Source organism: Pantoea sp. Seng (assembly GCF_009829935.1).
GTDB classification, from domain to species: Bacteria; Pseudomonadota; Gammaproteobacteria; order Enterobacterales; family Enterobacteriaceae; genus Pantoea; species Pantoea communis.
Window position 1 is genome coordinate 37,374 of record NZ_SZZV01000025.1, and the last position, 20,744, is coordinate 58,117.

General features: G+C 54.3%; 22 protein-coding genes. 13 read left to right on the plus strand and 9 right to left on the minus strand.

The window, feature by feature from the left end; translation table 11 throughout:
• Nucleotides 1-63: 63 nt before the first annotated feature.
• Nucleotides 64-1,170: a Fic family protein gene (locus FD737_RS21055; protein ID WP_160834495.1), complete on the minus strand. Its 1,107-nt coding sequence runs from the start codon at nucleotides 1,168-1,170 to the stop codon at nucleotides 64-66.
• Between the two features lie 545 nt (nucleotides 1,171-1,715).
• Here FD737_RS21055 and FD737_RS21060 point away from each other — a divergent pair.
• Complete coding sequence (locus FD737_RS21060; protein WP_237448841.1) at nucleotides 1,716-2,342, plus strand: PQQ-binding-like beta-propeller repeat protein; 627 nt, start codon at nucleotides 1,716-1,718, stop codon at nucleotides 2,340-2,342.
• Nucleotides 2,343-2,423: 81 nt separating this feature from the next.
• On the opposite strand, the gene FD737_RS21065 is transcribed toward FD737_RS21060, so the two are convergent.
• From FD737_RS21065 to FD737_RS21075, 3 genes are all read right to left on the minus strand, one after another.
• Nucleotides 2,424-3,884, minus strand: coding sequence for an MFS transporter (locus FD737_RS21065; protein WP_160834496.1), 1,461 nt, complete (start codon nucleotides 3,882-3,884; stop codon nucleotides 2,424-2,426).
• A gap of 89 nt (nucleotides 3,885-3,973) precedes the next feature.
• Nucleotides 3,974-4,666 carry an RraA family protein gene (locus FD737_RS21070; protein ID WP_097117859.1) on the minus strand — a complete coding sequence of 231 codons (693 nt, stop codon included), beginning with the start codon at nucleotides 4,664-4,666 and terminating at the stop codon, nucleotides 3,974-3,976.
• A gap of 3 nt (nucleotides 4,667-4,669) precedes the next feature.
• Nucleotides 4,670-5,647 (minus strand): hydroxyacid dehydrogenase, encoded by a 978-nt coding sequence (locus FD737_RS21075; protein WP_160834497.1) that lies wholly within the window; start codon nucleotides 5,645-5,647, stop codon nucleotides 4,670-4,672.
• Between the two features lie 479 nt (nucleotides 5,648-6,126).
• Here FD737_RS21075 and FD737_RS21080 point away from each other — a divergent pair, with 479 nt between their 5' ends.
• From FD737_RS21080 to FD737_RS21115, 8 genes are all read left to right on the plus strand, one after another.
• Nucleotides 6,127-6,525: a DoxX family protein gene (locus tag FD737_RS21080; RefSeq protein WP_058961083.1), complete on the plus strand. Its 399-nt coding sequence runs from the start codon at nucleotides 6,127-6,129 to the stop codon at nucleotides 6,523-6,525.
• 39 nt (nucleotides 6,526-6,564) lie between these two features.
• Nucleotides 6,565-7,041, plus strand: coding sequence for a heme-binding protein (locus tag FD737_RS21085; RefSeq protein ID WP_160834498.1), 477 nt, complete (start codon nucleotides 6,565-6,567; stop codon nucleotides 7,039-7,041).
• A 2-nt stretch (nucleotides 7,042-7,043) separates the two neighbouring features.
• The gene (locus FD737_RS21090) at nucleotides 7,044-7,700 is read left to right on the plus strand and encodes a sugar dehydrogenase complex small subunit (protein ID WP_160834499.1); all 657 of its coding nucleotides are present in this window, start codon (nucleotides 7,044-7,046) and stop codon (nucleotides 7,698-7,700) included.
• Nucleotides 7,701-7,721: 21 nt separating this feature from the next.
• Nucleotides 7,722-9,314 carry a GMC family oxidoreductase gene (locus tag FD737_RS21095; RefSeq protein ID WP_097117863.1) on the plus strand — a complete coding sequence of 531 codons (1,593 nt, stop codon included), beginning with the start codon at nucleotides 7,722-7,724 and terminating at the stop codon, nucleotides 9,312-9,314.
• 2 nt (nucleotides 9,315-9,316) lie between these two features.
• Entirely contained in the window at nucleotides 9,317-10,711 is a 1,395-nt protein-coding gene (locus FD737_RS21100; protein WP_160834500.1) for a cytochrome c, read from the plus strand.
• Between the two features lie 65 nt (nucleotides 10,712-10,776).
• On the plus strand, nucleotides 10,777-11,244 hold the full coding sequence (locus FD737_RS21105; protein WP_160834501.1) for a heme-binding protein: 468 nt from the start codon (nucleotides 10,777-10,779) through the stop codon (nucleotides 11,242-11,244).
• 227 nt (nucleotides 11,245-11,471) lie between these two features.
• A complete protein-coding gene (locus tag FD737_RS21110; protein WP_160834502.1) occupies nucleotides 11,472-13,409 on the plus strand; it encodes a methyl-accepting chemotaxis protein in 1,938 nt (645 codons plus the stop codon).
• A 114-nt stretch (nucleotides 13,410-13,523) separates the two neighbouring features.
• Nucleotides 13,524-13,877: an MmcQ/YjbR family DNA-binding protein gene (locus tag FD737_RS21115; protein ID WP_160834503.1), complete on the plus strand. Its 354-nt coding sequence runs from the start codon at nucleotides 13,524-13,526 to the stop codon at nucleotides 13,875-13,877.
• Here FD737_RS21115 and FD737_RS21120 read toward each other — a convergent pair.
• Nucleotides 13,861-14,859, minus strand: a complete 999-nt coding sequence (locus tag FD737_RS21120; protein WP_160834504.1) for a methyltransferase domain-containing protein — start codon at nucleotides 14,857-14,859, stop codon at nucleotides 13,861-13,863. The two genes, FD737_RS21115 and FD737_RS21120, sit on opposite strands and share 17 nt — an antisense overlap.
• A 109-nt stretch (nucleotides 14,860-14,968) precedes the next feature.
• On the opposite strand from FD737_RS21120, the gene FD737_RS21125 reads away from it, so the two are divergent.
• Both FD737_RS21125 and FD737_RS21130 read left to right on the plus strand, forming a co-directional pair.
• Complete coding sequence (locus FD737_RS21125; RefSeq protein ID WP_160834505.1) at nucleotides 14,969-15,811, plus strand: helix-turn-helix transcriptional regulator; 843 nt, start codon at nucleotides 14,969-14,971, stop codon at nucleotides 15,809-15,811.
• 209 nt (nucleotides 15,812-16,020) lie between these two features.
• Nucleotides 16,021-16,911 (plus strand): DUF6216 family protein, encoded by an 891-nt coding sequence (locus FD737_RS21130; protein WP_160834506.1) that lies wholly within the window; start codon nucleotides 16,021-16,023, stop codon nucleotides 16,909-16,911.
• 64 nt (nucleotides 16,912-16,975) lie between these two features.
• Here the strand turns inward: FD737_RS21130 and cybB are convergent, their stop codons facing one another.
• Both cybB and FD737_RS21140 read right to left on the minus strand, forming a co-directional pair.
• The gene (gene cybB / locus FD737_RS21135; RefSeq protein WP_160834507.1) at nucleotides 16,976-17,515 is read right to left on the minus strand and encodes a cytochrome b561; all 540 of its coding nucleotides are present in this window, start codon (nucleotides 17,513-17,515) and stop codon (nucleotides 16,976-16,978) included.
• Between the two features lie 93 nt (nucleotides 17,516-17,608).
• On the minus strand, nucleotides 17,609-18,103 hold the full coding sequence (locus FD737_RS21140; RefSeq protein WP_097117871.1) for a MarR family winged helix-turn-helix transcriptional regulator: 495 nt from the start codon (nucleotides 18,101-18,103) through the stop codon (nucleotides 17,609-17,611).
• A gap of 98 nt (nucleotides 18,104-18,201) precedes the next feature.
• Between FD737_RS21140 and FD737_RS21145 the strand changes: the two genes are divergently transcribed.
• Together FD737_RS21145 and FD737_RS21150 are read left to right on the plus strand one after the other, a co-directional pair.
• Entirely contained in the window at nucleotides 18,202-19,350 is a 1,149-nt protein-coding gene (locus FD737_RS21145) for an MFS transporter (RefSeq protein WP_349291532.1), read from the plus strand.
• A gap of 74 nt (nucleotides 19,351-19,424) precedes the next feature.
• Nucleotides 19,425-19,853: an NUDIX hydrolase gene (locus FD737_RS21150; protein ID WP_160834508.1), complete on the plus strand. Its 429-nt coding sequence runs from the start codon at nucleotides 19,425-19,427 to the stop codon at nucleotides 19,851-19,853.
• Here the strand turns inward: FD737_RS21150 and FD737_RS21155 are convergent.
• Nucleotides 19,840-20,211, minus strand: coding sequence for a RidA family protein (locus FD737_RS21155; RefSeq protein WP_160834509.1), 372 nt, complete (start codon nucleotides 20,209-20,211; stop codon nucleotides 19,840-19,842). The genes FD737_RS21150 and FD737_RS21155 overlap by 14 nt on opposite strands.
• The gene (locus FD737_RS21160; protein ID WP_160834510.1) at nucleotides 20,205-20,684 is read right to left on the minus strand and encodes a GNAT family N-acetyltransferase; all 480 of its coding nucleotides are present in this window, start codon (nucleotides 20,682-20,684) and stop codon (nucleotides 20,205-20,207) included. Before FD737_RS21160 ends, FD737_RS21155 begins: the two co-directional genes overlap by 7 nt.
• Nucleotides 20,685-20,744 lie beyond the last annotated feature (60 nt).

Sequence of the window (20,744 nt, forward strand, 5' to 3'; positions counted from 1 at the left end):
CTGAGAGCTGGGAGCTGAGAACTGGGAGCGGCGAGAATGTCGCTCCTGTTGCCTCACTACACTCTACAGCTTGATCTGATAACGCGTACTACGCCCACCGCCCGGTAATTTCTCCAGACAACCTTTCTCCAGTAATTCCGTCAAATGGCGCGTCGCCGTGGCTTTACTGACCTTTGCCACTTTTTGATATTGGCTGGCGCTGATGCCGTCTTCAAACCCTTGTTCTCCGCCATCGAGCAAGCGATTCAATACGCGATTTTGCTCAGCGTTCAATTGGGCATTGTGATGAATCAGCCAGAATTTCGCTTTGTTCTGTATCCGCGTGACCGATGCCAGCGCCTCTTCCAGACTGTCATTAAGCACATCGAGGAACCACAGCATCCAGGCAGTGATGTCCAAATCGCCACGCTGTGTCTCTTGCAAAATCCGATAATAATCCGTGCGACGGGTCAGAATTGATGACGACATGGCATATAACCGGATGCTTTGGCTGTCTGCTTGTGCCAGCGCCAAATCCGTCAGCGCACGCGTAATACGGCCGTTGCCATCATCAAAGGGATGTAGCGTGACAAACCACAAATGGCAAATGGCGGCGCGCAGCAGCGGATCGAGCTGAACCTCGTCATGGCTGTGATTAAACCAGCGAATAAACTGATCAAGCTGCCGTTCAAGCCCATCACGCGGTGGCGCTTCAAAATGGACAGTTGGACGATCGATGCGTCCGGACACCACCTGCATCGGTTCTTCACCGCGCAAACCGCCTACGTTTAAACGCTTAATCGTCCATTCACTCGACGGGAAAAGCCACTGATGCCACAGACACAGCCGCTCAAACGTGAGTGGCGTATCGCGCTGAGTGATGGCATCCATCATCATAGTGGCCAGTCCTTCAGATCGTTCGGAAACGGGATAGGGCTGCTCCAGCGAGACACCTAATCGCCGCGCAAGGGAAGATCTTACCGATTCGGCGTTAACACGCTCATCTTCAATGGCGGAGGAAGACAGGATGTTGGTGAGCAAAGTATTCAACGTTTGCGTATCGGTGTTATCGGATATGCTTGCCCGGCCCAGCAAAATACCGCGCTGCTGCTGGAGATAGCGCAATCGTGGCAGGAGTTTTTCCTCTTGCCAGTGAAAATTTGGCCACTCAGGTTGCTGCCATATCCACATAATTTGCCTCATCTCATTTGCCTATGAGCCAAAAGGGGATGCTATTAGGCTCATGCTTTGAGCCATAAAAGAGATTATTCGGCTCGGTTGTTGAGCTGAATGATACGATTTAATCGGCTCAAACGCCAGTGAACATGCGAATTTGAGCCCTATGAGAAGGCTATATGTGTGGCGATTTCAGGCTGAAATTTTCGCGGCAGTGGAAAAGGAGTTAAGTGCCTGATGGCGGCCTGAGCGCAGCCATCAGTGAGAATGAAGTAACTTTGGTTGTAGCAATGATGGAGAGCGAATCAATGGGTGAAAAGTGAAAATGTTCCAGAGTAGTAACTCACCATCCACGCCACATACACCAGCCATACCAATAGCAATCCTGTTAAGCCTAATTTACCTGTCATGATGCATTCCTCTTGTTATTTGGCGTCATGCGCCCTGTAAGGAATAAGCTGACAGGATGGTGAGATAGCGATCTTGCGCCAGATCAAAAACAGCAGGATTTTGTCGCGGAAATACGCAGACAAAAATTGTTCGGGATAGGATATGGGTGTTTGCCCCTGCCTCAACCAGCCTTATTCGCTATTTACAACGATATGCCGAACTACAACATTCTGGTGCCGCGTGCGAAAGCCGATGCGATGGGCTGGAAACCCCGCGATGAAATCCCGTATAACCCACACGATACCGGTCATGCGGAAGGGGCAGGCGATCCACAAATCGGCGTGCCTTACGCGGTGAACGTGAATGCGGGTTGGCGCTTGCCGTACACCGGCATGCTGTGTAAAGAGCCGCCATATGGTGGCATCCGCGCCATTGACCTGCGTGATGGCCGCACTATCTGGGATCGTCCACTGGGCACCGCACGTCGCAATGGCCCGTTTGGTCTGCCAACCGGATTGCCAATTAACATTGGTACGCCGAATAATGGCGGCTCTGTGGTGACATCCAGCGGCCTGATCTTTGTCGCGGCAGTCACCGATGACTTAATCCGCGCCATCGACATGAAAACCGGTAAGGAAGTGTGGAGCACGGAACTGCCTGCAGGAGGCCAGGCCAACCCCATGATCTACACGCAAAATGGACGTGAGTATCTGGTGATTGTCGCGGCAGGGCATCACTTTATGGAGACGCCGGTGGGCGATTATGTGCTGGCATACGCGCTGCCTGAACAGAAATAACCACCATTGAAAACGGGATTAGGCTGCGGCCTAATCCCGTCATAAACACATTGTCATCACATCCCTTTGGTCATCACGCCCTCAGGGGTTCACCTCTTCCAGGCGGCGATTCAGCGTGCGTGGACCAAACACACCAATGGTAAACACCACAATCGCCATCGCGCCGGAAATCACGGCAAACACTGAACTGACCCCCATCTCACTCAGCACCCAGGCAATGGTAAAGCCTGACAACATGCCGCTGATACGGCTCACCGAATAGACCAAACCAATCGCTTTGGCACGGAAGCGCGTCGGGAACAATTCCGCCTGATAGGCGCGGTAAGAGAAAGTCATACAGGTGCTGGCCAGCGACAGCAGCAGTCCCAACGTCACCAGCATCACCGGTTGCGACTGCCAGGAAAATACCGTGCCGACGAGGGCAATGGCCAGCGCGGATCCACTCACCAGCCACTTACGCTCAATGCGATCGGCAAAGGTCATTGCCACCAGCGGCCCCAATGGGCTGGCAAAAGCAATCAGGAAGGAATAGAGCAAGCTGTGGGTGAACGTCACACCTTTTGCTGCCAGCAGTGTCGGGATCCAACTGGCAAAACCGTAATAGCCAATCGACTGAAAGAAGTTGAATACCAGCAGCATGAGGGTGCGACGGCGGTAAGGCGGACGCCACATCTCATTTATCACTGCCGGTTTAGATTCAATGGGCTGCAACAAATGGTTATCAATGGCAGGCAGCGCCGCGCCGGTGGATTTAGCCACGCGCGCTTCGAGTCTGCGTACTACGTCTTCCGCTTCTTTGTAACGGCCTTGCTCAACCAGCCAGCGCGGGCTTTCGGGTAAGCCCATGCGCAGGATCCACACCAGCACCGCGCCGATACAGCCAAACAACACCACCCAACGCCAGCCGCTCAGGCCGAGAATTTCCTGGGGGACCAGCTGCCATGAAAGGAAAGCGATGGTCGGAATCGAGGTGTACTGGATGGCCTGCACGAAGGCATAAGATCTGCCGCGCAGACGCGCCGGAATGAATTCGGAGACATAGGCATCAATGGTGACCAGCTCGGCGCCAACGCCAATCCCCGACACAATGCGCCAGAACACAATGGAAAACGGATGGTGCTGAAACGCCATGATGCCACTGGCGATCGCGTAAACCAGTAGCGCGATGATAAACACCTTTTTGCGTCCGATGCGGTCGGCCAGATTGGCAATCAACAAGGTGCCGAGGAAAACCCCGAGGAACATCGCCGCGACAAACGCCCCCAGGCTATGGGGATCAAAAAAGTTATGGCTGCCGTGGGAAAAAATCCCCTCACGCACCATACCGGGACCGATATAGGCGGTCAGGAACACGTCATACACTTCAAACCATCCCCCCAACGCCAGTGCAAAAATAATCAGCCACAGCGGGCGGGCGGCAGGTAAGCGTTCCAGACGCGCAGAGAGTTGCGCACCAAATGCTTTGCCTTCTTCTGGTGTGAAGTTGTCACGCCAGGTCATCGGCGGGGGGATCGACTCGCTCAGCGAAATTTTTTTCAGCACGGTAGGGTACTCCGTTGTTTTTATAATGGTTTGTTAAGGGCTGGCCGGATGGCCATACCCGATAACACAGGTGATTCAGGGTGTTAACGTTAAACTGGGCAGCCTTTCGCACGCAGAATCGCGTTGAAGCGCTCAGGGTCGTTGTTGCCTGCCACGTTGCTGGCGCGGATCTTCTCCTCACGCTGGGCATGTTGCTGTACGCGAGGCAGCAGCACACTCAGCTCATCCTGCGGGATTGCAATCACGCCGTCGGCATCGGCGACGATCAAATCGCCCGGTGAAACCACCAGTCCTGCACAGTGCACCGTGGTGTTCACTTCACCAGGGCCTTCTTTAGAAGGGCCGCGCAGGGTGTTACCCCGTGCCCAGCAGGCAATACCGCCTTCTGCCCATTCATTCAGGTCGCGCACGGCGCCATCAATCACAAAACCGGCAATCTTTTTGGTGACGGCAGAGGTGCGCATCAAGCCACCGATCAGCGCCTGAGTCAGATCGCCCGAGCCATCGACCACAATCACATCGCCCGGCTGCGCCATCTCGATGGCTTTGTGGATCATCAGATTATCGCCAGGACGCACCTTCACGGTGATCGCCGGGCCGCACAGCACCAGGTTGGCATCGTTGTGATACGCCTGTAAGCCAAGCGCACCAACACTGCGCCCCATGGAGTCGCCAATGTTCGGCACCGGCAAGGCACGGAAGGCATCAATCACGCCCGCATCAATCTGTGCGCCGCGCTCACCGATGAAATAGCCAATCGGCCAGTCTTTATGGATGGTCATAAGTTAACTCCGGTTTAACACCTGCGGATTAACGCAGGCGGATGGGTTGATCTGTTGGTTATCAAGAAAAGCGAGACACTGACGTGCTGCGCTCTGTGCGACGGCATCCAATGCCTGCGGGGTGGAACCGCCAATATGCGGGGTTACGATCAGGTTGCTGAGCGCGCGGAAGGGATGATCGGCAGCCAGCGGCTCAATGGTCACCGTGTCCAGCGCTGCGGCACGCAGTTGCCCGCTTTGTAATGCGGCAGCCAGCGCGTCTTCATCAATCAATTCACCGCGTGCGGTGTTGATCAGCGTGGCGTGAGCAGGCAACTTTGCCAGGCGTTGCGCGTTGATCATCAAACGGGTTTTGGGCGTGACCGGACAGTGCAGACTCAGCACATCTGCCAGTGGCAGTAAATCGTCGAGTGAATCACAGCGTTGCGCGCCTTCGAAGTCACCATCAGCCGGAGCAGCGGGATCGAAAAATGCGACCTGCATCCCAATCACTCTCGCGAAGCGCGCCACGCGGCGGCCGATTTCGCCAAAGCCGACCAGACCCAGGGTTTTGCCATGTAGTTCTTCGCCATCACCGCTGCGGGTCCAGCGCCCGGCGGCGACTTCCTGCTGAAAATAGGGCAGACGGCGCGCGCAGTTCAGCATCAGCGCCAGCGTCAGTTCGGCAACAGATTGCGCATTGGTGGCGGGCGTGGTCAGCACCGGAATGCCACGTTCGGTAGCGGCAACCACATCAATATTGGTGACGCCCACGCCGTGTTTGCAGATGATTTTCAGCGTTGGACAAGCGTTGATGGCTTTCGCGTTCAATTCAACGGTGCGCGAGATCACCGCGTCATACGCCACGCTGCTCATACGCTGTTCAACTTCCGCAACGTCATTGGCGTCATCCAGATAATCGACCACACAGCCTGCTTCAGCGAGCAGTTCACGGCCGCCCTGGCCGAGGCTGGTAGTGGTCACGAGAAAGCGATAAGTCATGTCGGTTCTCCGATAGGGTTTACGTCATCCTGGCATCGACAACCGATAAAAAATATTCTACGAAGGTTATTAATTCATTCCTGGCAGGAATAATGCCCTCAGACGGAAGTTGAAACGTCACACGCCATAACGTTGGAATTTTGTTAACAAACAGATCGCATATTGCTGGGATAGTGTTCTGCTATACGCTTTAGGATTTTTACTTAAAAAATCGTTAAAAACGTAGAGTTAGCGGAGCGCAGCGGCCGTATATCAGCAGGCTAAAGACCGCATAAATAGTGTGATCCACTTCAAAAACCTCCCTCAGTACCCTGACGCCCCTCAGTTATTTTATCGTCGTTGTTTTGAGCAAAGTGCGCCGCAAAGTTGCACAACTCATGCATTGCGCGTTTTTTAGCCGCACGAAATGATAAATGTAACTAAAGTTATAGAGTGTACCGTTTGGTTCATTAACAACTACATAATAGAACGGTTACATCATGTCTCACTCAAAAGATCTCTTCGCTGTGCTCGGCCGCGTCATGGCGGTGGGTCTGTTCTTCGCTTCGGGTCTCGACAAAATCACCCACTACGCAGACAACCTGCAAACCATGGCTAACAACGGTGTTCCCGCCTTTTTCCTGCCGCTGGTGATCCTGCTGGAAGTGGGGGGCGGTCTGGCCATTGCCTTTGGTTTTCTGACGCGATTCACGGCCATTTTTATGGCGGTGTTCTCGGTTCTGGCCGGATTCCTGTTCTATCAGGGATATAGCCACGCACACCTGATGGTGTGGTTAAAAAATATCTCCTGCGCTGCCGGTTTCCTGATGCTGTGTCTGAACGGCGGCGGTAAATGGAGCCTCGATCATCTGATTCAGCAACGTCTAGCACGCCATTAAGATTTTCACCTAACCCTTTAATTATTCAGGATAAAACCCATGAAAAAACTCCCGACAGTGCTGCTGTGCGGTGGACTTTTCTGTGCCGCGAGCCAGGCCGCCGAACCCGTTAACCAGGTCGCCGTATTAACCCATCACCAGGCGCAACAGCTGGTGGAGAAAGCTGAGCAGATTATTGGCAACCATCACATCGGCGGCGCGATTGCGGTGGTCGATCCTTTTGGTCAGCTGATCGCTTATGAGCGTCTGGATGGTGCCACACTGGCCAACAGCGAACTCGCGCCGAAGAAAGCGCACTCAGCCGCCGCCTTTGGCGTGCCGACGTCCAGCTTCCAGCAGAAAATCGCTGCCGGTAATGTCGGCATGCTGGGTAACCCTGTGGTGGTGCCGCTGCCTGGCGGTGAGCCAGTGAAAGTGAACGGTGTGGTTGTGGGCGCCATTGGTGTCAGCACGCCAGATGGCAACGTGGATGCGGAAGCGGCGCAGGGCGCGCTGTCGGCGTTGAAAGCAGGTTAGCCATGGAAAGAAGACGTTTTTTACAACTGATGATGGCCACACCGGTCATCGTTTCAATCCCGTTGCAACCCCTGTTGGCCGCACCTGCTGATGCCTCACAAGCGCTGCTGTTGCGCGCCAGTGAACTGCTAACCGGACGCCGTGGCCTCGATATCGGCATTTCTGAACGGTTATGGACGCTGCTGTGTGAACAGGATGCAGGGTTCCCGGCTCAGTTAGCGCGCCTGATGACGCGTCTCAATGCGTTGAAAAGCGAAGATCGTGAGCAGATCGTCGCGCAACTCGATGACGCGGACGTGAAGACCGCGCTAACGATTATTTCGCCGTGGTATCTCGGCTATACCGGTCATCCGTCTACGACCAAAGCGGTGGATGGCGCGCACTTCGTGACCTTCCTGTCGGCGCTGATGTATGAGCCCACGCGTGATCACACCATTCGCCCAAGTTATGCCAGAGCGGGCGGTGATTACTGGGCTGAAGTGCCTCCGGGCGTCACAGCGCCACCGATGTCCACCTTGATCCGCGAATGGGGCGATCAATCGCCCCTCGCCGCAAAGCAGATTAAGCAGCCTGATGCACCCTGGTTACTGATGGTGCAGGGCAAAGCCAAAACCCTCGTGGAAGCCGAGGCGATGCTGGCGCAGCACAATACCCTATAACAAGAATCGAGCAGGTACATCATGAGTGAATTTGATGCCGACGTGGTGATCGTCGGCTCCGGTGCGCTGGGCGCCAACGCCGCTTATCAGCTGGCGAAAGCGGGCAAATCGGTGATTATGCTGGAAGCAGGGCCTTATATTCCACGCTGGAAAGTGGTGGAAAACTACCGAAACGGCGCCAGTAAACGTAACTGGTGCACGCCATATCCGAATCTGCCATGGGCACCCAACTCTTACACCGAAGGCTATATCGATGCCAAAGGGGATGACGATTTCGAATACGTCACCAGCTACTTACGCGTGGCCGGTGGCAGTACGCGTCATTGGGCATCCGCCTGCTGGCGCTTGTTACCCAACGACTTCAAGCTGAAAAGCGTGTACGGCGTTGGCCGCGACTGGCCGTTTGAATACAGCGAGCTGGAGCCCTGGTATGTCAAAGCCGAGCGTGAAGTCGGCGTCGTCGGCACCGCCAATGAGGACCAAAGCGGGCAAGGGCGCGGTCACTATCCGCCACGTTCAGCGGAATATCCGCTGCCGCCGGAAGCCAAGCCGTATATGGTGCAGCGCATGCAATCAAAGCTGGGCCCGATGGGTTATCAGGTGATCCATGAGCCGCACGCCCGCGTATCACGTCCCTATGATGGCCGTCCGGCTTGCGCGGGTAACAACAACTGCGAACCGATCTGCCCGATTGGCGCGATGTACTCCGGCGATATGCACGTCGATAAAGCGGTGGCGCTGGGTGTGCAGTTGCGCACCGAATGTGTGGCCTGGAAGCTGGAGAAAGGCGCAGGCAACAAGATCGTCGCGCTGCATTATCGCCAGCCTGATGGCAAAGACACGCGCCTCACCGCCAAAACTTTCATCATCGCTGCTCACGGGCTGGAAACGCCGAAGCTGCTGCTGATGAATGAAGTGGCCAACAGTTCCGATCAGGTCGGTCGTAACCTGATGGATCATACCGGTTTGAGCCTCACTTTCCTCGCTGACGAACCGCTGTGGACCGGGCGCGGTTCAGTGCAGCACGGTACTATCGCCAATCGCCGCGATGAAGCCAGTCGCGCACAGCACTCGGCGATCCGTTATTCACTGCGTAACCTGGTGCCCAACGTTGATGTCACTGTGCCGTTGCTGAAGCAAGGCATGATGGGGCAAGCGCTGGATGATGCGATTCGCGACCGCGCCTCGCGCATCATGAACATCAGTACCATGAGTGAAACGCTGCCAAGTCCGACCAACCGCGTGACGCCAAATTACGATCGCAAAGATTCAATTGGCCTGCCGATGCTCAACGTCAATTACCATCTTGATGATTACGTGCGCGGTATGCGCCCGCAGGCGTACAAGGATTTCGCTAACTTCCTGCAGGCCTTTAACGGTGAAGTGATTGAAGCCCCGACCGGCTGGCGTAATCAGTATCACATCATGGGCACCACCATCATGGGGGATAATCCGCGTGATTCGGTGGTCGATGCGCATTGTCGTAGCTGGGACCATCCCAATTTGTTCCTCGCCACCACCGGCGTGATGCCGACCTCTGCCACGGTGAACCCAACGTTGACGGGGATCGCGCTGGCGTTGCGTATGGCCGATACCATCGCGAGGGAGATCTGATCATGCGCAAACATTTCAGACATCTGGCTGCGGCAAGCCTGTTGCTGGCCGGTGCCGTGCAGGCACAGGATGCTTCGCCGGATCTGGTCAAACGAGGGGAATATCTGGCCACCGCCGGTGACTGCTCGGCCTGCCATCGCGATCCGCACAGTGGCAAACCTTTCTCGGGCGGTTACGCGATTCAGTCACCGATGGGGATGATTTACGGCTCCAACATTACGCCGTCGAAGACCGCGGGGATTGGCAACTATAGCCTGGCGGATTTCACTGCGGTGATGCGCAAAGGCAAAGCACCGGGCAATCATTACCTCTATCCGGCGATGCCTTATACCTCATTTGCCGGACTTTCAGATGAGGATATCCACGCACTTTATTCCTATCTGATGCTCGGTGTGCCAGCCGACGATCATCCAGCGCCTGAAACCGATCTGCCGTTCCCGTTCTCTTTCCGACCGGTGATGGCGATGTGGAATCTACTGTTCCTGGATAGCTCGGCAGTGCCAGGCAGCGATGCGGCCGCAGGCAGTGCAGAACGCGGCGAGTATTTGGTGCGCACGCTGGCGCACTGCTCCACCTGCCATACCCCACGTAACGGCATGATGGCGGAACAGGGCGATCGCTTCCTGTCGGGCGGCAAGGTTGGCAGCTGGACGGCACCGAAAATCACGCCAGATGCACAGGCGGGCATCGGTGACTGGAGCGATGCGGAAATTGTCACCTATCTGCGCACCGGCGCGCTGCACGGTAAAGCGATTGCCGCGGGTGAGATGGGCACCGCGGTGCAGAACTCGTTCTCGAAAATGCAGCAGAGCGATCTGGAGGCAATGGCGCATTACCTGAAGCAGGTGCCTGCGATTGGCGGCGCGGATCGTAAAGCCCCGTCGGTGGCGCCACAGCCTACACCGCTGTCAGCCATTGAAACCGGCATGAAAAATGAGATCGCCGATTATGTCTCCGGCGATGCGATGAGCGGGGCGCAACTGTACAACGGTGCCTGTGCCACCTGCCACGCCAGTGACGGGCGCGGAACCCACGATGCTCAGCGTTTCTATCCCTCGCTGGTGGGATCTTCAGCGGTGCTGTCAGACGATCCCGCCAACCTGATCATGACGATTGCGGAAGGCGTGGACCGACAGACTGGCAACGATCACGCCTTTATGCCGGAATTTCGCACGCAGTTTAGTCAGGCCGAACTGGCCAAAGTGGCGGACTACGTCTCTACCAACTTCGGCAACCCGCAGCATGCGATTACGCCAGCTGATGTTGAGCAAACGCTGAAAGGCGAAAGCGGCAGCTGGCTGGTGCGATACGCGCATGCGTTAAGCATCATCGGTGGCGTCGTTGCGCTGCTGGTGATCGTGATGGCATTGATCCTTTTCCTGCGCCGCCGGAAATAACTTTTACGGGCGGCGTTGACGTCGCCCGCATTCAAAACGGTATGACCCTTTAAGGAGTAACTTCAATGAAAAAGGCTTTATCCCTTGCGCTGTTGAGCGCCGCGCTGTTCGGTTCTGCTGCCGCGCATGCCACCCTGACGCAAACCATTCTTTCCCAGGGCGATGCGCAGAAGCTGATCGCGGCCGCGCAGGAAAAAGCGCACGCGCTGAACGCCAACGTCTGTATTGCCGTGTTGGATCAGTCAGGCCAGCTGCTGGCGTTTAACCGTATGGACAATGCCCCCGTTGGCTGCATCGATTCCTCCATTTTGAAAGGCCGTGCGGCTGCGTTGTATCGCACGCCAACAGACAAATATATGGATCGCGCCAACGGTAAAGAACCGGCTATCGCGACCTTACCGGGCGTCATTCCGCTCGGCGGCGGCTCACCGGTGGTGTGGCAGAACAACACCATTGGTGCGGTGGGCGTCAGCGGTTCTACTAACCCGAATGAAATCGCCATCGCCAAAGCCGCAAGCGACAGCTTTAAATAACGACGCCGGTCGTTGCTCAAATATTCATGACGCAAAGGTGCACTTTGATGCACCGGTGGGCGGCCTGAGGGGCGCCCGCGCAACACAACACCTCATTCAGTTCTCCTCCGACCTGCTCATCCATCAAGTTCCTGCGCCGCGCGCCGATAGTCTCTACAGAGGGATGTAGGTGCACAGGGAGTGGTTCATTTTTTAACCGAAAAAGTGTCAACTCCAGGAGCGCCATAATGGCCAAACACGCATCAAAGAAAACAATGAGCACCCGCACGCAGATGCTGCTGACGGGCGCCTTAACCATCACCCTCGGCTTTGCCGTCACCATCGGCGTGTTGAGCTGGCAGTCCAGCAACGAGCAAAAGTCACTGGCCGAAAACTATCTGCAGCAGATTGCACAAACCCAGGCACTGCAAATCCAGCAGGAGCTGAGCTATGCGCGAGACGTGGCGCATAACCTCGGCCACAGTCTGATAGCGCTGCCAGCCGCAGGGATTCAGGATCGTAAAGTCGCCGATAAAGTCATGGAGTCGGCACTGCGCGATAACCCTGACTACCTGTCGATTTCAGTGGTCTTTGAAGAAAACGCCTTCGATGGCCGCGACGCCGAGTTCGCCACCCAGCCAGGTGCTGCACCGAAGGGGCGTTATGCCTTCTTCGTCGATCGCGATCAGTCGGGCAATTTCAAGATGCACCCGCTAACCTCGATCTTTACACCGGGCCAGGGTGACTACTACCTGCTACCGCAGAAAAGTCAAAAAGACACACTAATTGAACCCTACAGCTATGCCTACAACGGTGTTCCCACACTGCTGACGTCCGTGGCGGCGCCGATTCTCAGCCAGGGGAAATTGTGGGGTGTTGTGACTTCAGATATTTCACTGGCCTCGCTGCAGGAGAAAGTGAATAAAATCAAACCCTGGGATGGCGTGGGCTACGCCATGCTGCTGTCCAGTGCGGGGAATGTAGTGTCTTACCCGGATAAAAACCAAACCAGCAAAGCGTGGAAAGGCGATACCCATCACTACAGTTCAGACGTCATGGAACAGCATGACGCATTACTGGGTGAAGATGCATTGGTCACCTGGCAGCCGGTGGTGATCGGTAATAGCGATCAGAAATGGTATCTCGGGGTGGTCGCGCCGGTGAGCAAAGTGATGGCGGCCGCGCATCGTCAACTGGTCAACGCCGTGATCCTGATGATCATTAGCATTCTGGTGGTCTGCGCCCTGCTGGGGCTGTTATTCAGCCGCAAAGTATTGAAACCGATCGGTGGCGAGCCGCTGGAAGCCGCGACCATTGCGTTGGCGGTGGCGGACGGCAAGCTGGATAACGTCATCACACTGAAAGGGCGCGATAACAGCAGCCTGTTCTATGCGCTGCATACTATGCAAAACCAGCTGCGTGAGATTGTTGGGCAAATTCAGGACGCCAGCTCCTCCGTTCGTCAGGGCGCAGGCGAAATTGCCAGCGGTAACCTCAATCTGGCCTCGCGCACGGAAGAACAGGCGGCGGCACTGGAACAAACCGCCGCCAGCATGGAGCAAATCACCGCCACAGTGAAACACAACGCCACTAATGCGCATCAGGCGACGGCGTTGACGGAAAACGCCACGCAGATCGCCAGTCGTGGCGAATCGCTGGTGGGTGAAGTGGTACAGACCATGGCGCAGATCGATGACAGTGCGAAGAAGATTGGCGATATCACTGCCATCATCAACAGCATCGCTTTCCAGACTAACATCCTTGCATTGAATGCGGCGGTGGAAGCGGCGCGTGCCGGTGAGCAGGGGCGTGGTTTCGCGGTGGTGGCTTCTGAAGTGCGTAATCTGGCGCAGCGCAGTGCTAACGCGGTGAAAGAGATTGCGGCGCTGATTGAGGAGTCGAGCCAGCGTGTCGGCAGCGGTGTTCAGCTGGTGCAGGACGCCGGTAAGACCATGCAGGAGATGACCCAGGCAGTGAATTCAGTGCGGACTATCATCGGTGAGATCGTGGTGGCATCCGATGAGCAGGCGCGCGGTATCAGCCAGGTCACCATCGCGGTGAATGAAATGGACGGCACCACCCAGCAGAACGCCGCGCTGGTGCAACAGATGTCTGCGGCCGCCAGTTCGCTGGAAGATCAGGCGGCACAACTGGCACAAACGGTGGGACGTTTTCAGTTGAGTTGAGCCAGCCGTCTGCGTTGAAGACCTTGTCACAACGGGCCGCGCCTTATAACGTAAGGCGCGGCCTTGTGCTATTTGCTCATGGCCGACAATGACTTCCACACATCGGGAACCCTCATGAATCGCCAGCAACTGTTCGAACACATCAGCCAAACCTACCAAATTGAACCCGACTATCCGTGGAAAAAACACAGTGAATACGCGGTACTGCGGCACCCTCGCCATCGTAAATGGTTTGCGCTGGTGTTCCCACTGGAGAGCCACAAACTCGGATTGGACGCAGGCCCGGTGGTTCAGGTGATGAATATCAAAACCCGTCCCGAACTCGCCGGTTCACTGCGCCAGCAGCACGGCGTCTATCCGGCTTATCACATGAACAAAGAGCACTGGATCAGCCTGACGCTGGAAAATGGCTTGCCGGATAGCGAGATCATTGCACTGCTGGATGAGAGCTTTAGCTTAACGTTTTAGGCTTTCGCGCCAGGATGACATTGAGCGGTGACATCGGGAACGATTGCATCCGCTGGACGCGCTCAATATCAAATCCTGCCTGCCGCAATTCCTCGCACAGCACACCCTCATTCGTGACGTTGTAACCTCGCATCATTAACGGGGTAAAAAATGGCAGTACCTGCCGTGCTTCCTCTGGCTGCTCAGGGACTTCTGCATGGGCGCTGAGCAGCAATCCGCCTGGCTTTAAGCGTGTGAACCACTCGCGCAGCATCGCCTGTCTGTCCGCCATAAAGTAAAGAAACGATGAACTCCAGATAATGTCCACCTGACGCCCTTCAGGCAATTTCGCCAGCGCGCAACAGCGATCGCTCAGGCCGGCTTTTTCGATATTGCGCTGTGCAACGGTGGAGGTTTGAGGCAGGTCAAGCACGATCACCGAAAGCTGCGGAAAGCGTTGCGCTAACGCAATGCTGATCAACCCCGGACCGCCACCCATATCCAACAGTAGCGCCGGACGCTGAAAATCTGCCAGGGTATCAGCGATTGCGCAGGTGGTGTCCGCGCTCAGCGCACGCTGTTCCTGGGCGATTTGATGCAAGGCGGCATCCGCCCACGCGGTGTCGATCTGCAAAGGATCCTGCCAGCCGGATTCCGCCTGCGTCAGCAGTTGTGGCATCCGCTGAGCGAACTGCTGTAACACCTGATGACGATAGCGCCAGGCGTCACCGATATAGCGGCGACTGTCGTGACACAGATAAGTGTGCACATCGGGTGCCAGCACAAAGCAGTCAGCTTCATGCGTGAGCAGTTCGGTACTCCATAACAGGCGTAACAGATGATAGGTCTGATGCGGCTGCCAGTCATAATGTTGAGCGACTTGCGCAGCGGTGGCAGGTAACGCCAGAAAATCAAACAAGCGGTGTTCAAATGCCAATGCCACCGCGCCGTTGAGGGCGTGCTGAGCCAGCAGATGATCGAGGGTAGGAAGCGGTGAACGCATAGCAATCTCCTGAACAGGTAACGTGAACATCAGACTAGCCTTTGGCGTAAATGCAATTTATTCTCATTTGTCTGCGAGACGGTGATTTAACTCTGCGAAAGGAGAAAGGATGCAAAAGCCTGGTGAAATGCGTGTGCGCCAGCATCAACTGTCGCGAGAGATGCGCATGGTGCAATCGGATTACTGGCCCGTGCAGGCACTCTGCGAGTCTTCAAAACCGTCTAACGAGCAGCCACAGCTGGTGCTGACTTTTGGTGTGCAGGGAGAATCGCGCTTTCGGGAAAGCAACGGACGTGAGATCGCTTTCAGCGCCGGGCATCTCACCGTGACCAGTTTTAAGGCCAGCCAGGGCGAGCGTTTGTATCGCGCGGGTGAGCGGGTGCAACAGGTGCGCCTGATTCTCAGTGCGGCGAATGTGCGCCACTATTTTGGCGAACAGGCTGCAGAAGGATTGTTGCAGCCTCAGCTTAAGCGCCACCTTTTTAGCCGTTTCGGCCACGCCACCGCGGCGCAACTCAGCCAGGTGCATGAGGATCCGTTGTTACTGGAAATTCAGGCGCTCAGCCTGTTGGCGTTGCATCGTCATCAGCTTCAACCCACTACTACTCAGCACAAGCTACATCCTCAAATGGTTGAACGGCTGGAACAGGCACGCGACTGGATGCGCAATCATCTGGCTGATGCTTCCTCGCTGAGTGCGCTGGCGCTGGCGGCAGGGTTAAGTGACTACCAGTTGAAAACAGGGTTCCAGCAGCATTTTCACTGCACGCCTGGCGCGATGTTGTTGCAGATGCGCATGGAGCACGCGCATCGCTTGCTGGAACAGGGATTTCAGGTGGCTCAGGCGGCATGGCAAGTGGGATATCAACATCCGCGCAATTTTAGCGTCGCGTTTCAACGCTATTTTGGACGCCCGGCCAGTGCGATTACCGGGCGCAGAAGAGAATGGTAATGCAAGCTATAAAATGACAATGTCTATTGATAAACCATGCTCGGCTGGTTTTGAAAGGACTGAAATATGGTATTGAATTTATGGGTTGGTATGATTACAACGTAATAGAAAGAAACAATGAGCGTGATGCATCATATTGTTTTCAAATTTCTCATGAACGTTAATTGACTTATGATTGTAATTGTTAGTTATAATATTAAGGCTAAAAAATGAAATTCTCTTTTGATTCAATATTTAGTTATCTATCTGACTTGCTTGAAAATAAAACATTATTTATATTGTTTTTCTCTATCATATTGATTTTTATGCTTTATTTTTTCAAAAGGAAGGCGGGCTCAGGTTTTTCATTAGCCTATAGGTTTCATAAATTTTTGTTTGGCGCTGCACTTCAGAACAAAAAAGACCTCATAAATGAAATAAATAGCATTGAGCAGTTTAATTTCCTTTTTAATACTCGAGCGATATCCATTTCTCAAAAGAAATCATTTGAAAAATGGATAAAGAAATATGAGCTTGATTTTAAAATCATTGGCAAGCTTAAAAATAACCTAAATATGGATAATTTGAAAATTACTAAGTATTCCTGGCGATATCTGACAATCTTATTTGCCATTATATTGTTAGTTTTCACTTCGTCATTTGGAAGTGCAATTGTAGCAATAAAGCCTGCGGGTCTGATCAACATAAATAATACTGGGTGGTTTTGGTTCAATGAACAAGGAGCTGAAGAATATGATTTTTTTGGTAAAGGGGATTGGGGTTTTACCCCAAAAGATTGTGAAAATCAAAAATCAATTCGAAGCACACTACCATCCAAAACAGTCGAGGTTATCTGCAGTTCATTTAATAAAGAAAAGGATAAGATTTACATAAGCAAACTTATAAAAAAACAAAGATGGTTCTTTGGTGGTCTGACATTCTTAATCGGAGTTATTTTGTATTCTATGTTTAGGCATGCAGTCGTCATATTAGTGACTTATGATGTAAGAAGGATGGTTTTTGCCAAGATTCGCAGATATAGAAATCAAAGATCATGGCGACATTTGAGAAGAGATAATACTAAAAACACGAATGATCCTAATGAATCATTAAAAAATTAACGATTTTAAAAACAACGTTTATTGGACGCCCGGCCAGTGCGATTACCGGGCGCAGAAAGCAGGATTAGCGTGAACGACGAGACGGCATCATGCGCAGTAAGGTGTTGTCTTTGAATAAATAATGATGCGCCAGTGCCGCAATGGCATGAATACCAATCAGCCAGTAGCCGTAAGGGGCGAGTGTTTCATGCCAGTCTGCAATGCTGTCAGCAAAATCAGGATCGGGATCGCCGCTCACCGGCATCGGAATACCAAAAATCCACCAGGTGCGGCCCATATAGAAGCGCGACAAAATGCCGAGAATCGGCAACACAATAAAGAACAGGTAGATCGCCAGGTGCATGAGGTGCGCCAGGCCGGTTTGCCAGTGTGGCGGTTTAGGGACTATCGCCGGGCTGCGATGACGAAAGCGCAGAATGACGCGTGACAGCATCAGCACCAGCACACAACTCCCTGCGCTGAAATGACCAATGATCATGGCAAAGCCCTGCCAGGATCCGCGCGTCGCTAATCCGCGAAATTCCATGGTGCAATAGGCCGTGACGACCAGCAAGAAGGTCAGCCAGTGGAGAAAAATCTGCGAAGGGGCGTATTTGGTGCTCATCATTAATTCCATCAAAGGGCGTAGCAGAAGCGCTAACATAGCGGAAAGCGTACTGAATTAATTCATATTTTGACACATCCTCCGACGAAATGCTTACCGCTGGGCTTCGGATGCCTGCATCAGTTGGCTGAGTAAAGACTGCAGCTGCTGTTGCTGATCAACACTCAACATCGCGAGCAGATCACGTTGAGTCTCTGTATGCACCAGCAGGGCTTGCTCAATCTTTTCACGTCCGGCATCGGTTAAGGCGACCAGCATACTGCGCTTATCCTCAGGGTCGGCCACGCGCTCAATGGATCCCACCTCCTCAAGACGATTGAGCCGATTAGTCATTGCGCCAGAAGTAATCAGCAGCGATTTGTACAACTGCGTGGGTGAAAGGCAATAGGGAGGGCCCGCACGACGCAACGTAGCGAGCACATCAAACTCCCCATCGCGAAAATGGAAAGGAGCCAGTGCCTCCGCGCGCCGGGTGGCGAGGTGCTTCATGATGCGCAACATGCGGCCAAATATCGCCATTGACGAGGCATCCAACTCAGGCATGGCGTTGGCCCACTGCTCGATAACAAAATCAACGTGGTCGGTCATATTTACCCTCGAATGTGTTGCTTAGTGCGCATCCCTCTATCGAAATGCCGCAAAGTATCTTAACGTTAAGATACTTTCGACGCACATGGAGATGCAAAGTGACTCGTACCTTACCTGCTTTAGGCATGTTTGCTTTACTGGTTTTCATCATCGCAATGAATTTACGCCCGATCATGGCCGCCATCGGACCGCTGTTTCCGATACTGCAACGCGAATCCCACCTCAACGCCACGCAACTCAGTTTACTCACCACCTTGCCGGTGGTGATGATGGGGTTGTCTGCCCTGGCGGGGCCGTGGTTGCTGCGTTGCGTTGGTGAGGTTCGCGGCATCGCCGCCGGTTTGATTCTTTTGGCGTTAGCTTGCCTTGTACGCGGTGCTGTCCCAACAGCTGAGATGCTGATTGCCAGTGCGCTGGTGGCGGGCATTGGCATAGGCTTAATCCAGGCATTGATGCCAGCGCTGATTAAACGGCACTTTGCTGCACAGGCCGGCACGCTAATGGCACTGTTTACTACCGGAATTATGGCGGGCGCAGCGCTGGCAGCCGCAACGGCCGCCCCGTTGGCGGATGCGCAGGGGTTGGGCATGGCGCTTGCCATACCCGTTGTGCCCGCGATTGTTGCGGTACTACTGTGGTTAATCACGTTTCGCCATAGCGTTTCTGCTGCGAATACTCAGCGCGTTAAACCCGTACGAACACGCCGTAGTGGGTTGCTTATGGTGTTCTTCGGAATTGGTACAGGGGCTTACACGCTGGTGCTGGCCTGGTTGCCGCCGTTTTATATGCAGCATGGTTGGACGCCGCAGCACAGCGGCTATGTGCTCGGTGCACTGACGCTAACGGAAGTGGTGGCGGGCTTTATCGTGTCGGGCTTGATTCATCGCTTCCGTGACCGCCGTTTTCCGCTGTTGCTGGTGCTGACCTTCTTGCTGCTGGGATTAATCAGCCTGATATGGCTGGGCGGCGCGCTGGCCTGGTTGCCCACGGTGCTACTCGGATTGGGGATTGGTGCGCTGTTTCCGCTATCACTGATCGTGACGCTTGACCATGCGCATTCTCCGGAAGAGGCGGCGGGATTGTTATCCTTTGTGCAAGGCGGCGGCTATTTACTGGCCGCGCTGATGCCCTTGATGGCCGGTATTGTCCGCGATCGTGCCGACTCACTGGATAGCGCATGGGCCATTATGAGCGTCGGGATGGTGGTTTTGATGGCGATGGCATTGCGTTTTAAACCCCAGCGATAACCGGGCTTGTCTGCTTGCAGAAGGTACAAGGCAGCGCATACCATTGCGAGCGATTAACACAATCAGGAGCTTTTATGTCACCACAAGTGGGTGTAGGGGTATTGATTTTCCGTGAAGGAAAACTGTTACTGGGCCGCCGCAAGGGCAGCCACGGTGCAGGGAATTGGTCAGCACCGGGCGGGCATCTGGAATTTGGTGAATCTCCGGATGACTGCGCACGACGTGAAGTGCTTGAAGAAACCGGATTAACCCTGACCGAATTGCAAAACGGCGCATTCACCAGTGATGTGTTCCCTGAGGCCAACAAGCACTACATCACCTTGCTGCTGGTGGCACATCACCCGCAGGGGGAACCGCAGTTGATGGAGCCGGAAAAGTGCGAAGGCTGGCAGTGGTTTGCACCTGAAGCCTTGCCGCAGCCGCTGTTCGCGCCGCTGCGCACATGGATTGCTCGCGATGGCTTAGCTGCGTTGCAACATCTCGCACAGGTTACAGCGCGATAATCGCCTCAATCTCAACCTTCAGATCCGGTGAGAACAGCTGGCTAATTTGCACCAGCGAACTGGCGGGTAGATGCTCGCCATAATGCTTAAAGAGTACGGCCCGCAGATCATTAATCTGGGCAAAGGAGGTGATGAAAATGGTCACTTTAATCAGATGGCTCAGCGAGGTATTTTCGGAAGCCGCAATCAGGTGCAGCTGCTGAAAGATAGCCTCAGCCTGTGAGGCAATATCGCCTTGCTGCGCGGGTGTGGCAAAGGCTGTTAAACCTGAAACATATAAGGTGTCGCCATGCTTCACCGCGTGCACATATGGCGCTTTCACTTCGCCCAGTTCCGGGTAATTTTTGCGTATTAACATCGATTGCTCCTTAATCCAGTTAACACCATCACCGTGACGTCCTCATCGGCGATATTTCGCTGTTCCACGTCCTGCCAGCCAAAGCGGCGATACAAGGCCTGTTGGTCAGGTGTATAGAGCCAAAGTGCAGGGATCGATTTTGCTCGCGCTTCGGCAATCAGGCGGGTCACTAATGCACTGGCCAACCCTTTGCCGCGATGTTCGCGAGCGGTGATCACTTCACCCAGCCAAAATTCACGCTCGGGGATGTCACTCAATTCGTAATGGATGATGCTGGCGGTGGCCATCAATTCGCCCTCGTGCGTGGTGGCAAACAGCGTCATCGTTTGGGCATCAGCGGCATTGCGTGATTGCAGCCGCTGGCGGATCACATCGCGGTCATGCCAGTTAGGTAGCTCGGACCATTCGCGGTGTAGCATGTCAGCAATTTCATCATGGAAATGTGACATCTGGGCCAGACAGTGTATCTGCATCCATCATTCTTCAAGGCTAACAGCGGAGTCAAACAACATAACCGTTAACCTCGAAAGGAA

What these genes read in the sequence shown, in the direction of transcription:
- FD737_RS21070 (WP_097117859.1), bottom strand. Translation starts at nt 4,666, where the DNA reads ATGACCATCCATAAAGACTGGCCGATTGGCTATTTCATCGGTGAGCGC.
- FD737_RS21140 (WP_097117871.1), bottom strand. Translation starts at nt 18,103, where the DNA reads ATGACCGACCACGTTGATTTTGTTATCGAGCAGTGGGCCAACGCCATG.
- FD737_RS21080 (WP_058961083.1), top strand. Translation starts at nt 6,127, where the DNA reads ATGTCTCACTCAAAAGATCTCTTCGCTGTGCTCGGCCGCGTCATGGCG.
- FD737_RS21090 (WP_160834499.1), top strand. Translation starts at nt 7,044, where the DNA reads ATGGAAAGAAGACGTTTTTTACAACTGATGATGGCCACACCGGTCATC.
- FD737_RS21055 (WP_160834495.1), bottom strand. Translation starts at nt 1,170, where the DNA reads ATGTGGATATGGCAGCAACCTGAGTGGCCAAATTTTCACTGGCAAGAG.
- FD737_RS21155 (WP_160834509.1), bottom strand. Translation starts at nt 20,211, where the DNA reads ATGTTAATACGCAAAAATTACCCGGAACTGGGCGAAGTGAAAGCGCCA.
- FD737_RS21120 (WP_160834504.1), bottom strand. Translation starts at nt 14,859, where the DNA reads ATGCGTTCACCGCTTCCTACCCTCGATCATCTGCTGGCTCAGCACGCC.
- FD737_RS21100 (WP_160834500.1), top strand. Translation starts at nt 9,317, where the DNA reads ATGCGCAAACATTTCAGACATCTGGCTGCGGCAAGCCTGTTGCTGGCC.
- FD737_RS21150 (WP_160834508.1), top strand. Translation starts at nt 19,425, where the DNA reads ATGTCACCACAAGTGGGTGTAGGGGTATTGATTTTCCGTGAAGGAAAA.
- FD737_RS21105 (WP_160834501.1), top strand. Translation starts at nt 10,777, where the DNA reads ATGAAAAAGGCTTTATCCCTTGCGCTGTTGAGCGCCGCGCTGTTCGGT.
- FD737_RS21075 (WP_160834497.1), bottom strand. Translation starts at nt 5,647, where the DNA reads ATGACTTATCGCTTTCTCGTGACCACTACCAGCCTCGGCCAGGGCGGC.
- FD737_RS21115 (WP_160834503.1), top strand. Translation starts at nt 13,524, where the DNA reads ATGAATCGCCAGCAACTGTTCGAACACATCAGCCAAACCTACCAAATT.
- FD737_RS21110 (WP_160834502.1), top strand. Translation starts at nt 11,472, where the DNA reads ATGGCCAAACACGCATCAAAGAAAACAATGAGCACCCGCACGCAGATG.
- FD737_RS21095 (WP_097117863.1), top strand. Translation starts at nt 7,722, where the DNA reads ATGAGTGAATTTGATGCCGACGTGGTGATCGTCGGCTCCGGTGCGCTG.
- FD737_RS21160 (WP_160834510.1), bottom strand. Translation starts at nt 20,684, where the DNA reads ATGCAGATACACTGTCTGGCCCAGATGTCACATTTCCATGATGAAATT.
- FD737_RS21085 (WP_160834498.1), top strand. Translation starts at nt 6,565, where the DNA reads ATGAAAAAACTCCCGACAGTGCTGCTGTGCGGTGGACTTTTCTGTGCC.
- cybB (WP_160834507.1), bottom strand. Translation starts at nt 17,515, where the DNA reads ATGAGCACCAAATACGCCCCTTCGCAGATTTTTCTCCACTGGCTGACC.
- FD737_RS21130 (WP_160834506.1), top strand. Translation starts at nt 16,021, where the DNA reads ATGAAATTCTCTTTTGATTCAATATTTAGTTATCTATCTGACTTGCTT.
- FD737_RS21125 (WP_160834505.1), top strand. Translation starts at nt 14,969, where the DNA reads ATGCAAAAGCCTGGTGAAATGCGTGTGCGCCAGCATCAACTGTCGCGA.